Source organism: Thalassospira lucentensis (genome assembly GCF_001613805.1).
In the GTDB taxonomy this organism is placed as follows: Bacteria; Pseudomonadota; Alphaproteobacteria; order Rhodospirillales; family Thalassospiraceae; genus Thalassospira; species Thalassospira lucentensis_A.
The window spans coordinates 310,106-323,906 of sequence record NZ_LPVY01000003.1; the positions used below are offsets into that span (position 1 = coordinate 310,106).

The 13,801-nt window shown below is 51.6% G+C and carries 13 protein-coding genes; 8 read left to right on the top strand and 5 right to left on the bottom strand.

Annotated features, from left to right (window positions below; genetic code table 11):
* The first annotated feature begins 52 nt into the window (after window positions 1–52).
* The 6 genes from AUP42_RS03780 to AUP42_RS03805 all read left to right on the top strand — a co-directional run bounded on the left by AUP42_RS03780 (window position 53) and on the right by AUP42_RS03805 (window position 5,328).
* A complete protein-coding gene (locus AUP42_RS03780; RefSeq protein ID WP_062949031.1) occupies window positions 53–514 on the top strand; it encodes a tetratricopeptide repeat protein in 462 nt (153 codons plus the stop codon).
* Between the two features lie 113 nt (window positions 515–627).
* On the top strand, window positions 628–1,014 hold the full coding sequence (locus AUP42_RS03785) for a hypothetical protein (RefSeq protein ID WP_231858148.1): 387 nt from the start codon (window positions 628–630) through the stop codon (window positions 1,012–1,014).
* 93 nt (window positions 1,015–1,107) lie between these two features.
* On the top strand, window positions 1,108–2,529 hold the full coding sequence (locus tag AUP42_RS03790) for an SPOR domain-containing protein (protein WP_082824659.1): 1,422 nt from the start codon (window positions 1,108–1,110) through the stop codon (window positions 2,527–2,529).
* Between the two features lie 213 nt (window positions 2,530–2,742).
* Complete coding sequence (locus AUP42_RS21830) at window positions 2,743–2,967, top strand: hypothetical protein (protein WP_062949037.1); 225 nt, start codon at window positions 2,743–2,745, stop codon at window positions 2,965–2,967.
* Window positions 2,968–3,076: 109 nt separating this feature from the next.
* Window positions 3,077–3,721 carry a peptide-methionine (S)-S-oxide reductase MsrA gene (msrA, locus tag AUP42_RS03800; RefSeq protein ID WP_062949038.1) on the top strand — a complete coding sequence of 215 codons (645 nt, stop codon included), beginning with the start codon at window positions 3,077–3,079 and terminating at the stop codon, window positions 3,719–3,721.
* 119 nt (window positions 3,722–3,840) lie between these two features.
* Window positions 3,841–5,328 carry a diguanylate cyclase gene (locus AUP42_RS03805; protein ID WP_062949039.1) on the top strand — a complete coding sequence of 496 codons (1,488 nt, stop codon included), beginning with the start codon at window positions 3,841–3,843 and terminating at the stop codon, window positions 5,326–5,328.
* A 5-nt stretch (window positions 5,329–5,333) separates the two neighbouring features.
* On the opposite strand, the gene AUP42_RS03810 is transcribed toward AUP42_RS03805, so the two are convergent.
* The 5 genes from AUP42_RS03810 to moaB form a co-directional block, all read right to left on the bottom strand.
* Window positions 5,334–6,095 carry an IclR family transcriptional regulator gene (locus AUP42_RS03810; protein ID WP_062949041.1) on the bottom strand — a complete coding sequence of 254 codons (762 nt, stop codon included), beginning with the start codon at window positions 6,093–6,095 and terminating at the stop codon, window positions 5,334–5,336.
* 71 nt (window positions 6,096–6,166) lie between these two features.
* Entirely contained in the window at window positions 6,167–6,973 is an 807-nt protein-coding gene (locus AUP42_RS03815) for a hypothetical protein (RefSeq protein WP_062949043.1), read from the bottom strand.
* A gap of 205 nt (window positions 6,974–7,178) precedes the next feature.
* A complete protein-coding gene (locus AUP42_RS21960; RefSeq protein WP_062949044.1) occupies window positions 7,179–8,240 on the bottom strand; it encodes a methyl-accepting chemotaxis protein in 1,062 nt (353 codons plus the stop codon).
* Window positions 8,241–8,473: 233 nt separating this feature from the next.
* Window positions 8,474–9,244 (bottom strand): sulfite exporter TauE/SafE family protein, encoded by a 771-nt coding sequence (locus AUP42_RS03825; protein WP_062949046.1) that lies wholly within the window; start codon window positions 9,242–9,244, stop codon window positions 8,474–8,476.
* 52 nt (window positions 9,245–9,296) lie between these two features.
* Complete coding sequence (moaB, locus tag AUP42_RS03830; RefSeq protein WP_062949378.1) at window positions 9,297–9,827, bottom strand: molybdenum cofactor biosynthesis protein B; 531 nt, start codon at window positions 9,825–9,827, stop codon at window positions 9,297–9,299.
* Between the two features lie 417 nt (window positions 9,828–10,244).
* Here moaB and AUP42_RS03835 point away from each other — a divergent pair, with 417 nt between their 5' ends.
* The gene (locus tag AUP42_RS03835) at window positions 10,245–12,197 is read left to right on the top strand and encodes an acetoacetate--CoA ligase (protein WP_062949048.1); all 1,953 of its coding nucleotides are present in this window, start codon (window positions 10,245–10,247) and stop codon (window positions 12,195–12,197) included.
* 534 nt (window positions 12,198–12,731) lie between these two features.
* The gene (locus tag AUP42_RS03840) at window positions 12,732–13,751 is read left to right on the top strand and encodes an amino acid ABC transporter substrate-binding protein (RefSeq protein WP_082824660.1); all 1,020 of its coding nucleotides are present in this window, start codon (window positions 12,732–12,734) and stop codon (window positions 13,749–13,751) included.
* Window positions 13,752–13,801 lie beyond the last annotated feature (50 nt).

Below are 13,801 nucleotides of genomic sequence, written 5' to 3' on the forward strand. Positions count from 1 at the left end.
CCGCGTCCCCAACGTATCTGATGCATGTGTTTTCTTGAAAAAGGTAGCGACAATGAATTCCAAAGGTAAAATCCGTCATTTTGTTGCATCGCTGGCGATGACGTTTGCATTGGGCACCGTATCCTCCGCTGCCTTGGCAATGGGCAGCGGCAGCAGTTGGGGCAGTGACACTCCCGATCTGTCCACAATCGTCGAAATGATTGATGCCGGAAAATATGACACGGCGATCGAAAGCCTTGAAGCGATGCTCAAAGAAGATCCAAAGGACGCCAATGTGCTGAACTATCTTGCCTATAGTCAGCGCAAGTCTGGTGACTTTGAAAGTGCTGCCCAGAATTACGAACGCGCATTGATGATTGATCCCGAACATAAAGGCGCCTTGGAATATCAAGGTGAATTGTTCCTCCAAACCGGGAAACCGGATATGGCGCGCGAAAACCTCGCCCGGTTGGAAAAAGTCTGCGGCATGGATTGCGAAGAATACAAAGAACTGGCTGCCAAAATCCCGCAATAGGTTTGCACCACGAAAGACCTCCCAAAACTATTCGTTAGGATAGCTTTGCAACAGGCATGTTTGTCGCCATGTATTACCCCTCTTGTGGGTAATACATGGAATTGGACTTGGCCATGCCTGATGCTGTGATGCGGAAAAGCTATACTGTTGTTGTCGTGCGCAGCACCGGGCAGCAAATGGATTTGGAAACGCTTTCGGATTATCAAAGCGCAATCAATTCCGCAAAAAATGCATTAACCAACAACAACAATACCGAAGTCCGCGTCGTCGAAAGCAAATATGACGACGCTACAAAGCGCGATAAGAAGCAGGTCGTGAAAATCCTTACCCGTCAGGAAAGTGGTACAGGTAATGGCGGAACGGCAAAATCACGTTCAAAAAACTCCGGCGTCAGCCACGACGTTGCCAGCCAGTTTAGTAAGGGCATCGTCAATATCGTCCTTGCAATTACGGTTCTGGTTCTCCTTGCCGGGATTATCGTTCCATTAATGAACCGCTGATATCCTGATTACACAGTCAATCCTGTCTAAAAAAGATACCCTGCCAAACGCGGAGCTAAATCGATTATCTGTTTTCGCTGACTGCTTGACAGTATGCCGCCCGATTGCAAAATTGGTGACGTCCATGCATTGGACCTCCGGGGGCTCAAAGGGAAATCAGGTGCCAATCAATTGATCAATAAAAGCGCCAAGTCTGTCATCTTGTCACGCTGGAAATATGGCTGCCTGACGATAGCCCTATTTACCCCCCTGCTTTCCGGATGCTCGTCAGACGATATGATGTCGTTATTTGGTGATGATGACGCATCAAACCAGATCAAGATAAGCGATACCAACCGTCCGTCAGAAACCGCAATGACAGCCGGGATTGACAGTGCGGCCTGCGGACTGTTCTTTGACGGCTCTTCTAAAGACACAGCATCTCTCCTGCCTCAGGTTGACAACACAGAAGATCCGATAGCACTTCAGGGCAAACCGGCAGACGATCTCCGCCATGCAATGGCACTTGATCTAGAAGGGAAGCACGCGAAGGCACGTCGTCTTTATCTCTGGCTGACGGCGGCTGACCCGAATGCCTCAATCGCGATCAATTGCGGTAACGGCATCATGCTGAGCGGCACGATCACAAGTCTTGCACAAAAGCGCATCAAGGCAATGGACGCCGCCAATCCGGCTCTTGCCCGATCACGCGAGATTGACACGGTCGTCGCCTCGGCGATTGTTGCGCCCGGGCCAGAACTTCCCGACCCACCGACGGTGCAAAGAAATCGTGACTTCTACAAAAATACCATTGCCGTCAATGTACAGCCTGAAGATTCGACAACAGCTCTCCCTGAGATGCGAATGGATGTGAGTAGTAATACCGCACGCCTCACATCTGTTGATCGCTCTGCCAAACAAATAGCTGCCCCATCTGCTTCAATGGCGGCCTCCAGGGGGACAACCACAACCGTCACAACGGCTTCAGCAACGACACCGGGCATCATCAAGGGGGATGCAGTTACCCCAAGCGCGTCAAACAAGGCGCTGCTGTCGACAACGCGCCCGGTTGAAAGTGGCTCGCTGGAGCTCGCCGACGAAGCAGCTGCCACCAATAATAATCTGATCGAAGTTCCGATGGTGGATGCGACGTCAACAGCCGCAACCAGTAGTACACCAGCGACAATGCAACCAGAACCAGAACCAGAACCCGACACAAAATCAGTCCCGCCATCCTCTGCCCCCAAAGCGGAACCAATGCAACCTGCCCCGGTACTGAATTCTTACTATACAGTGCAGTTGGCAGCGTATCGGTCCCGCGAAATGGCAGAGTCACGCTGGCTGAAATTTGAAACCATGGGCGACGGTACTCTTCAGGGGGCAAGCCACGAGGTGCAAAGCATTGCGATTGAGGGTCAAGGGCTGTTTTTCCGTCTGATGACCGGTCAATATGCCAGCCAGTCCGAGGCACAGTCTGCCTGCAACGGCCTGAAACGGGCGGGGATTGATTGCCTTATCCGGCACATGACACCCTGATCCCTGCCTGAACGGTTCGCTTACGACCCGGACTTGTTTCCGGGAGATGTACCGATACTTGACGACTTATCCGACCATTGACCGAATGAACGATGCCGGTGAAGAGCTTCGGGTCGCGTCTTACGACCGTGTCGACGAAGAAAAGCCGGCAGTCGTGCGATAATCGCCTCGATCTTGCTGTTATGTCGGTAATATCGCCATCGCAGGTATTGAATGAAACGTCTGGTACGCTTTGATCCCGCAGCCAGCATCGGTATGCCGATTGCGATGAAAACCATTCCAAAAAATGGCGGGGGCAATGGCAGAAACACACATCCGATGAACAGGTTGATCCCGCCGCCGATCATTAACATGGTCGATTTCAAATGTCTCGAGCGTCTCAAATTGGCGGTATCCGGCGCTGATGGCGTTGGTAAACACGATTATCGCGCCCGTTAAAGCTGCCGCCAAAAGAATGTTCAAAGACAATTTACCGTGAAGGCGATTGCCAAAGTGACGATCTGGGTTAAATTGCAGGTCAGCCCATCAACACAAGTCAGGTTTTGACATGTTTTCTTCGACCTCCCCTGAAAAAATCACAATCCCGTCGGCCGAAACAGCACTGCCCGGCCGCGCCGAGAAATTGCAGGTAGCTGACCGTCATGTGGTTACAGGTAATCCGATGACCGGTCCGTTTCCCGATAATCTTGAAACGGCTGTATTTGGTATGGGCTGCTTCTGGGGGGCCGAACGCCTTTTCTGGAAACAGGACGGCGTCTATACCACAGCCGCAGGTTATGCTGGCGGTTACACTGAAAACCCTACCTATCGCGAGGTTTGCAGCGGCATGACCGGTCATGCGGAAGTTGTTCTGGTGGTCTATGATCCGGCTGTTATCTCGTATCAGACACTACTGCGTCTGTTCTGGGAGAACCACGACCCGACCCAAGGCATGCGTCAGGGTAATGACATCGGCACCCAGTACCGGTCAGTAATTTACACCCTGAATGACAAGCAGAAGATGGGTGCTGAAGAATCCCGCACTCAATACCTGAATGCTCTCAGGGCCGCAGGTCGCGATGCAATCACAACCGAAATTCAGACTGCGCCGACCTTCTTCTACGCCGAAGATTTTCATCAGCAATATCTGCACAAAAACCCGGACGGCTATTGTGGCCTGGGTGGAACTGGCGTGTCCTGCCCTGGAATGTGAACCCGCAAACATTACAGCAGCCTGTGCAAAAACCGTCACAGAATGATGAAAAGCCTGACAAATTCTGACAAAACGTGTGTCTTGTTGAGTTCTTTTCTTGAAGGTATAAGCTTTCCCTGATGTCAGGGGGAAAAGCTATACCCGGGAAGATCAAACATATTCGGCCCCATAGCCGCTATCTGGTCGCTCTGCTTCTGTTCTGGGTTGCACTCGGACTTTGGCTGGGAGTCTTTGCTCCTTATTTTCTCGAACTGGAACCCGGTTACAATGCTTCACTGACCTTGTTGGGTGAGATCATCCTGATGGGTGGCGGCATATTTATCATTGTCGCAATCACTTGGCTTTGGTCCCGTTACCGGGCAATGCGCGATAATCTGTACGCCCACCTGCCCGGCCTGGTATTTGGCATTACCCCGCAAGGCAAGATCGAATTTGCATCAGATCTTGGACTGAAATGGCTGGGCATTGACGAAAAAGCTGGAAGTTCACACCACCGTATTCAGGATGTTCTATCTGCCAACAAGGACTTGGCTGATCTGCGTGAACGCGCACTACTTACAGACGGGCAAATTGTCGAAGCCGAAATTGCGGTATTTACCGTTGCCGAACAGAGACGCTGGCTTCGCATTCAGTGCCGAACCATGCCACCTCATACACCCGACAGCATGATCGAATGCATTGCCTGGGACATTACCGAACTGGTTCGGGAACGCACGCTACGGACCGAAAGCGAGCAACGCCTTGAACAGATGGCCAATCTGTCGAGTGAAGGTTTGTTTTTGCATGATGCCGGCAAGTGCGTTGATGCCAATATTGCGGCCGAACGAATGTTTGGCCACTCGCGTGACGAGTTACTGCTGATGAGCGCAGTGGACATTATCGCCGAAAGCAGCCTGCAAATGGTTATCGACAACATTCAATCCGGGTACGATAAACCTTACGAGGCGACAGCCATGCGTAAAGACGGAACGCTTTTTCCCTGCGAAATCAACGGGCGCAATGTTGTGATTGATGGCGTCAAACTGCGCCTGACCAGTTTTCGCGATATATCCGAACGCAAGATTGCCGAAGACCTTGTGCGCTATCAGGCCACACACGATGCCCTGACCGACCTTCCAAACCGGTATCTGTTTGTCGACCGGCTTGAATATGCCATCAAGCTCGCGAAACGCCGCAAGGAGCGTTTCGCGCTAATGTATGTAGATCTGGATGGTTTCAAACAGCTAAATGATATGCACGGTCACGTCATCGGGGACAAAGTTCTGGTGGAGGTGGCACAAAGGCTTCGTCACAGCTTACGCGAAGTCGATACCGTCGCCCGGATTGGTGGCGACGAATTCACGGTTATTCTTCCCGGTACGGAAACACTCGAAGATGCTGAAATCGTTGCACGCAAAGTTTTGCAATCACTGACAAGCTCACCGATCAACATTTCAAGCCAGAAACAGACATACAAAGCATCGGCATCAATCGGAATTGCCCTTTACCCCGATCATGCCGACAATTTCGATGACATGATTTCTGTTGCCGACAAGGCAATGTATCAAGCGAAAAAAAGCGGCAAAGACCAATTCAGATTTGCCGCACCAGTCACATCACACACCTGATCGCGTCATACCGGCTTGCCGCCATATTCGCGGCTGAGATCGGCACAAACCCGACGCACTTTCAGGCCGAACTGCTCTATCCGGTCATTCGGGATGCGCGCGGCGGGTCCGGAAAGGGAGAGCGCTGCAATTGGCAATCCGGTTTCATCGCGCACGACACCGGCAACACACCGCAAACCGACGGCATGCTCTTCATCATCAAGCGCATATCCACGCTGCCTTGATCTATCCAGATCGGTTTTCAAGGTATCTTCGCTGATCAGGGTGCGTTCGGTGATTTTCGGCAAGCCGTGCTGCGTAATGACAGCAGTCACTTCCTCTTCCGGCAAGAACGCCAACAACGCCTTGCCAACCCCCGAACAATGCATAAGTGCGCGCCGTCCCGGAGTGACCAATGCACGCATCATCTTGCGACACTCGACCTGCGACAGGAAAATGACTTCCCCGCCATCGGCGACGGCAAGATTAACCGTTTCTCCGCTGTCTTCCATCAACGCCCGCATATAGGGACGCGCAATCTGGCTAAGATTGCGGTTTTTGGTAAATGCATTGCCAACGCTGAATGCCTGCACCCCGATTGACCAGAGTGTTCGTTCTCCGTCAAAAGTCACATAGCGTTCGTGCTGCATCGTTGTCAGCAAACGATGGACGGTTGAAGGCGGCAAATGCACCTGATGAGCGATTTCGGTCAAAGTCATTCCATACTCGCTGTCTGCAAGTGTGTTCAGAATGCTGATCGCCCTTACCAATGACTGAACCTGCTGCATGCAGATCATCCTTCCGGTCGAAGGCTTTGATGCCTTGGGAACTGATATATCGTAATGTTATGGGATTGGCGTCATGCGCGCACGGACTTTTCACGCATCCAGACCAAAGTGGAATATGCGATTAGATAGATCGTCGCAACGGCGAAAGACAGGAGCGTCCCGATATTGATCCCCCAAAGCGGATAGGTCACCGTCACCGCCAGAATATAAATCCAAAGCGCCCCCATTCCCCTTGGAAAGTTGCGGATTACGGTATGAAGGGGACCGGTGCCATAAGACACATGCAGGATCAGCATCATCGGATAAAGTGTTACAGGGAAACCGGAAAACAGCCCGGCCCATTTGGGACCGATCCAGGCGGCTATGCCACTGATACCAAGAACAATCAGCGATGCCAGAATAGCACGGAATAAAACCACACGCCTTGTCAGCCGGACCCGGTTAAGAATCCGGACATTCTCTATGCCGCGAAATAGTATCAGGGCCAGCACCATCGCAACCAGCAAGGTAACCGCCCCGGAAAGACGGGTAAACGCAATCTGCTGACAAATCCAGGATACGAACATGAATGCGCCGAAGGCCGCAAACGAGCTTATCGGCAACTGAACAATCAGCCTCCGGTCGACCAGTAACCGAGAGGTCATATAATACGCGTAAAGGAAGGCGAGTGTCGCAATCAATCCAGGCAGGGCATAAACCGCACTTTCCGATGCAAAGGCAATTCCCTGTTCCAGGCCGATGAAATACAGCAAGATCGCCGTTCCAAGTGGATAACCTGAGAGGACGCCTGCGGCACGCGGACCTGCCCGTTCCGCAAGGATCGATAATCCCAGCACAACAGAAATGGATACTGCAAGCTTGGCAAACAGTAACGTCACAGGAACCTCCCAAATCTTATTTTAACAATTCATCGATGAATTGTCGTAATATTATATTTTACCGCTATCTCCTTTTTCGTGACGGCGCAAGCCTGAACCAATTTCAGGAGGCCAAACAGTCAAGCAAATAGGCAACGAAAAAGCGGGCCCCGAAGGTGCCCGCTTTTGTTCTGTTTTTGCCGACCGGCACGATATCAATAATCTGCTAGGATGCCACAGCAAGTTTCGGTGCCGGTTTATCTGCGGCCTTTGATCTATTTCGTGATTGCTGGACAATCACCCCGCGCCAACCGAGCCCCTGATAGGTTTCATAACCCGGCGTCAACGCATAGGCGACAAGCGCCCCATCCGCCAAAAGATAAGAGCCGCGCTTTGGGTCTTTGACCTCCAGCTTCATCTGTTCAGACAAGACACCCTGACCATCCGAGGCCGCAATGATGCGATTTTTTGAATCAATAAGCATCACACGCGTGCGTGCGCGCTCTTCATCATTGAAATTCAATGCTCCGACAACCATCGGAGCCTGATTTTCCCAATCGAAGAACACACCCATAACACCGACAACCTCGCCTTTGGCTTGGCCGCCTCGTCTTACGGCGGTGGCATAGGTCGCCGTAGCAGCGTTATCCAGCAATTCATTACGTGCGATATCTGCAACCGCATATTCACCGCCGTCCCGGCACCGCATGGCATCGCGAAACCAAGGCATTTGACTTATATCCGTCCCGACAAGGCGATATTTATCAGGACGACCATTGGCGATGATGCGGCCGTTACAATCAGCAACCCACAAATCAAGATAAACAGTATAAGAATCCAGGATTATTCCCAGACGCTGTGATGTCTGCACACCGACATCCGCATTTCCGGAATTCTCGCAGACATCGACAACAGCAGCGTCGGTTGCCCACCAACGAACATCGCAGGATCGCTCGTACAAATTACGATCCATAAGCTCAACAATATATCGCGACAGATCCGAAAACCGGTCACCGCGTGCCGTCTGAGCAGTACGCTCAAGATCAAGTGCCAGCCTGTCGAACATCTGCTCAAGCTCTTCGGTGATTACGGTAACCCGCTGCGAAATTTCTTTTACCTCGTTGGCCACAACGCCAAATCCACGCCCGACTTCCCCCGCACGGGCAGCTTCGATCAGCGCATTCAGCGCCAGCGTTCGTGTCGCCCGGGTTACTCCTTTGATTTCCGTAATCTTCTCATTGGCAAGCTGCGACATGTCTGTTGCCACCTGCAAAATTCGTTCGGGCATTCCTGCAAGCTCCACTTGTGAAATTCGGTTTCACCCTGTGCTGATGCTTTTTTTTTACGCATCATTCTTATGCGTGCAATTTATATGCAATTCATGCGCAATTGGTTAATGAAAAAATGCTTACATAAAAGGATTGCTATCATTTGTCGGTCAGACCAAGCCAAACGAAAAAGGACGGGATAATTCCCGCCCCTAAAATCAACTTTTGATAAAATCACGCCCGGAACAACAGATCAAACACTCGCGAAATGCAATACGGCATCAAACAACAGCTTCAGACCGGTCACAAACAGTAATGTATAACACACCCGATAAAACAGCTTTGCATTCACCTTATCGTGCGCCCAAAGCCCAAGCCAGGTTCCGAACAGCGCCACAGGTACAAGAACCAGCGCGGTGCCAAGATTGGCACCACCAAATTGCCCGAGATACCAGTACGGGATCAGCTTCACGTAATTGACAACGATAAAGAACATGACGGTCGTGCCGACAAAAACCGTCTTGTCCATTCGCTGAGGTAACAGGAAAACAGAGACCGGCGGGCCACCAGCATGCGCGACAAAGCTGGTAAAACCAGCAATGGTCCCCCAGAATGATCCCTTTGCCCAATTGGCAGGTCTGGATTCATCACCACGTTTCTTTCCGCGAAACCAGTGATCAAGCGTAAATCCGATGGCAATCAGGGCAATGATCAACTTCACGGCATATTCATTCAGATAACTGAACGATAATGTGCCGATCAAAATACCAAGGAGTGCGGCCGGAATCAGGATCATCATATTGCGGCGATCCCAGTTCTTCCGGTAGGCCCAGACATTCGCAACATCCATCAGGCACAATATCGGCAACATGATCGCCGCCGCAGCCTGTGGCGACAGTGCCAATGCCATCAGGGGCACCGCCATCACACCAAGCCCGCCACCAAACCCGCTTTTTGACACACCGGCAATCAACACAGCCGGGATGCCGACAAGGTAAAAGAAAGGATCGGTGATAATTTCCATGAAATCGTCCTAAGGAAAGCTGATCGTGTCTGACACCGGTCAGACCAACGAATTACTTTTCGGTCAAACGCGGCATCAGTTCGACGAAATTGCACGGGCGATGACGAATATCGAGCTGATAGAATAGAATATCATCCCACGCATCCTTGCAGGCTCCGTTTGACCCCGGCAGCGCAAACATGTATGTCCCGCCCGAAACCCCGGCGGTAGCCCGCGACTGAACCGTTGACGTACCGATCTTGGCATAAGAAAGCCAGCGAAACAGTTCGCCAAATCCCGGTATTTCCTTGTCATAAACCTTCTGATGCGCCTCTGTCGTTATATCGCGCCCGGTAACGCCAGTGCCGCCTGTACTGATGATTACGTCAATTTCCGGATCATCACACCATTGCCTGAACTGTGCGACGATCACATCAAAGTCGTCCTTCACAATAGTACGCGCAGCAACCTTGTGCCCCTTGGCCTTGATCCGATCGACAAGGATTTGGCCGGATGTATCGTTTTCCAGCGTTCTGGTATCGCTCACCGTCAGAACGGCAATATTTACAGGCACAAAAGCGCGGCTTTCGTCGATTCTGGACATCGCAATAACTCCGGATGGTGGCATCATTGGCGACAGAGTAATCAGCATATCGACAAGCGCAAGCCGTTTCAGGATACCGCATCGCACAACGCCATCCGATCGCATCACAATCGAACAAAATTTCGGATTTCTCAGTTATTTAATTACCATATTTCACGAAATTTGACGGCGCCATGCACCTTCTCGAAAACAAGAAACAATCAAAAAATAACCATTATTTTCAATAAACTATATGGCCATCTCGGCACACAAGAGCAGGATAGGCTGCAAGATTATTCATGCTTCGCGTCACCTGCCCCATGACTTTTCTTGCCGTGCAACATAATTCCCCGTAAAAAAGTGGTAGGGAGATACCGATTTCACACTGAAAAATAGTCGGTAGTTGCAATAAAACAGGCAGGAAACAAAGGATCCATCATGAGCGATTTGCTTTGGCAGCCCAGTCCGACCCGCGTTGAAAACGCCAACGTTACCCGTTTTCGCAACTGGGTGAACGAAAAGCACAGCTTGAAACTGGATAGCTTCCACGCGCTCTATGACTGGTCTGTTACTCGCAAGGAAGATTTCTGGCCTGCAATTATCGATTATGCAGGCCTGAAAGCCGAAAGCTGGGGCGACACGGTACTTGTCGATGGCGACAAAATGCCCGGCGCCAAGTTCTTCCCCGATGCACGTCTGAACTTTGCCGAAAACCTGCTGGTGCGCGATGACCATACCGACGCGCTTGTGTTCTGGGGCGAAGACAAGGTCAAAACCCGGATTTCGTGGTGCGATCTGAATATTGCGGTATCGAAATTCTCGCAGGCACTGCGCGCCGAAGGGATTACCAAAGGCGACCGCGTCTGCGGATACATGCCCAATATGATCGAAACCGTTATCGCCATGCTCGGTACGGCGGCAATCGGAGCGACATGGTCATCGGCCTCCCCCGATTTCGGTGTTCAGGGCGTCGTTGACAGGTTTGGCCAGATCGAACCCAAACTCATGATTACGGTCGATGGCTACCACTATAACGGCAAAAGCCACGACATTCGCGAAAAGGTCCGCGATGTAATTGACCGCATCCCGTCGATCCAGAAGGTTGTGATTGTCAAATATGCCTTTGACGGCACCAACACGACCGGCATTCGTGGCGGCATTTCCTGTGATGATTTCCTAGCCCCTTTCAGAGCGGAAAAAATCGCATTTGAACAGGTCGAATTCAATCATCCGCTTTATGTAATGTTTTCTTCCGGTACGACCGGCAAGCCGAAATGCATCGTGCATGGCGCAGGCGGCACCCTCCTGAAACAGGTGTCTGAACATGTCCTGCACTGCGATGTGGTTCCAGGTGATCGGGTATTCTATTTCACCACATGCGGCTGGATGATGTGGAATTGGTTGATGGGCGGCCTCGCAGCCGGTGCGACATTGCTGCTTTATGATGGATCGCCCTTCTACCCCAGTGGCAATATCCTGTTTGACTATGCGGACGCCGAAGGCATGACCCTTTTCGGGACATCGGCCAAATATATAGATGCATTGGCCAAGGCCGAGCTCAAACCGCGCGAAACCCATAATCTGTCGACCGTGCGCGCCATGACATCGACCGGGTCGCCATTGGCACCTGAAAGCTTCGATTATGTCTATCGCGACATAAAGCCGGACATCCATCTGGCATCGATCTCGGGGGGCACAGATATTCTCGGATGTTTCGTCCTTGCCTGTCCGGTCTTACCGGTGAAGCGCGGTATCATCCAGACCCGCGCCCTGGGCCTTGCTGTTGATGTTTTTGACGATGACGGCAAATCAATCCGGAACGAAAAGGGCGAACTGGTCTGTACCGCCCCCTTCCCGTCCATGCCGATTGGCTTCTGGAACGATCCTGATGGTTCACGTTACAAAGATGCCTACTTCAATCGCTTCGATAACATCTGGTGTCACGGCGATTATGTCGAACTTGATGACGATGGCGGTATGGTTATCTATGGCAGATCCGATGCAACGCTGAACCCCGGTGGTGTTCGTATCGGCACCGCCGAAATTTACCGTCAGGTCGAAAAGCTGCCCGAAATTCAAGAATCCATCGTCATCGGCCAGGAATGGGATAACGATGTCCGGGTCGTTCTTTTCGTTGTGCTGCGCGAAAAATATCAGCTCGACGAACTTCTGATCCACCGTATACGCAAACAGATCAGGAACAACTGCACCCCGCGGCATGTCCCGGCAAAGATCATTGCAGTGGCAGACATCCCGCGCACCAAGTCGGGAAAAATCACAGAGCTGGCCGTGCGCGATGTTGTTCATGGCCGCCCAGTAAAGAACCAGGAAGCGCTTGCAAACCCCACTGCTCTTGAACTTTTCTCCAATTTGCCGGAACTGCGCAGCTAGCAGAAACCTCCGGAATGACACAGCAAAACCCCGTCGTGTGCGCGACGGGGTTTTCATTTTTGCGAAAGATTAATCAGAACTGCAACGTGTCATGATCAGGGCCAGGCCGACATCAGAAGTCGATTCCGCGTCGCAACAGAGTTTATTTTTTGAGCAACAGTTAACTTTGTTCAAAAATTGCTCATTTAATTGCTGGCAACAAAAAAATTTTGAGATTTGTTTGTTTTTGGAACCTGACCATTCGAACAGGTTTTTAACCTTTTGAAATATGGCGACTTTTGGGAACCGACGAAGGGTGTAGTCGCTCAAACAATGTTTACCAGCCCAGTACCAAAGCATGGAAATCACGCGAATCTGATGAACAAGCCCCCAGCGTGAAATTTTTCAGACTTGACACATAGCAGCCGAAAATTTCTTAATTTGGAGGTCCGATAAAAAAACAGGACAGTAGGATATGCTGCTCTGGCATATCCAGGGTGGCATAAAAGTTACCAAAGCCATAAAGAATGCTTTGCTAATGAGGGAGCTCATCTAATGAAAATCAAAACGATCCTGGCCGCTGGCGCAATGTCTGTTGCCGCCATCGCCGCGAACAATGCCCAGGCGGGCGCTGTACTTGACGGCATCAAGGCTAAAGGTTTCGTTCAGTGTGGCGTGAACACCGGTCTTCCGGGTTTCTCCGCTGCCAATGCCGAAGGTAAATGGGAAGGTATCGACGTTGACGTTTGCCGTGGCATTGCTGCTGCACTTCTGGGCGACGCCAACAAGGTTCAGTACACCCCGTTGACCGCTGCACAGCGTTTCACCGCGCTTCAGTCCGGCGAAATCGACATCCTTTCGCGTAACACCACGGCGACCCTGACGCGCGACGTCAAGCTTGGTCTGACCTTCCTTGGTATCAACTACTATGATGGTCAGGGCTTCCTGATTCCGAAAGCTCTGGGCGTATCCAGCGCGACGGAACTTGACGGCGCAACCGTTTGCGTCGAACCGGGCACCACCACCGAACTCAACCTGGCCGATTACTTCCGTGCCAAAGGCATGAGCTTCGAGCCGGTCGTTATCGAAAACATCAACGAAGCAACTGCTGCCTTCTTCTCTGGTCGTTGCGACGTTTACACCACTGACGCATCGGGCCTTGCCTCGATCCGTACCACCATGGCACCGAACCCGGACGACTATGTGATTCTTCCGGAAATCATTTCCAAAGAACCGCTTGGTCCGGCTGTTGCACAGGGTGACGAACAGTGGGCAGACATCGGTCGCTGGGCTCTTGCAGCCATGATTGAAGCCGAAGAATACGGCGTCACCAGCGCGAATGTCGACGAAATGAAGAGCAGCACCAATCCGGGTATCCAGCGTCTTCTGGGTGTCTCCCCGGGCATGGGCGAAGCTCTTGGTCTTGACGAAGAGTGGGCATACCGCATCATCAAGCAGGTCGGTAACTATGGCGAAAGCTATGAGAAAAACGTTACCGCGAAACTGGGTGTCGAGCGCGGCCTGAACGCTCTCTGGACCGATGGTGGTCTGCAATATGCTTGGCCGGTTCGCTAATATTTAGCGTAGGCTGAAAAGCACCTAACGAAGCTCCGCCCCACTGCCTG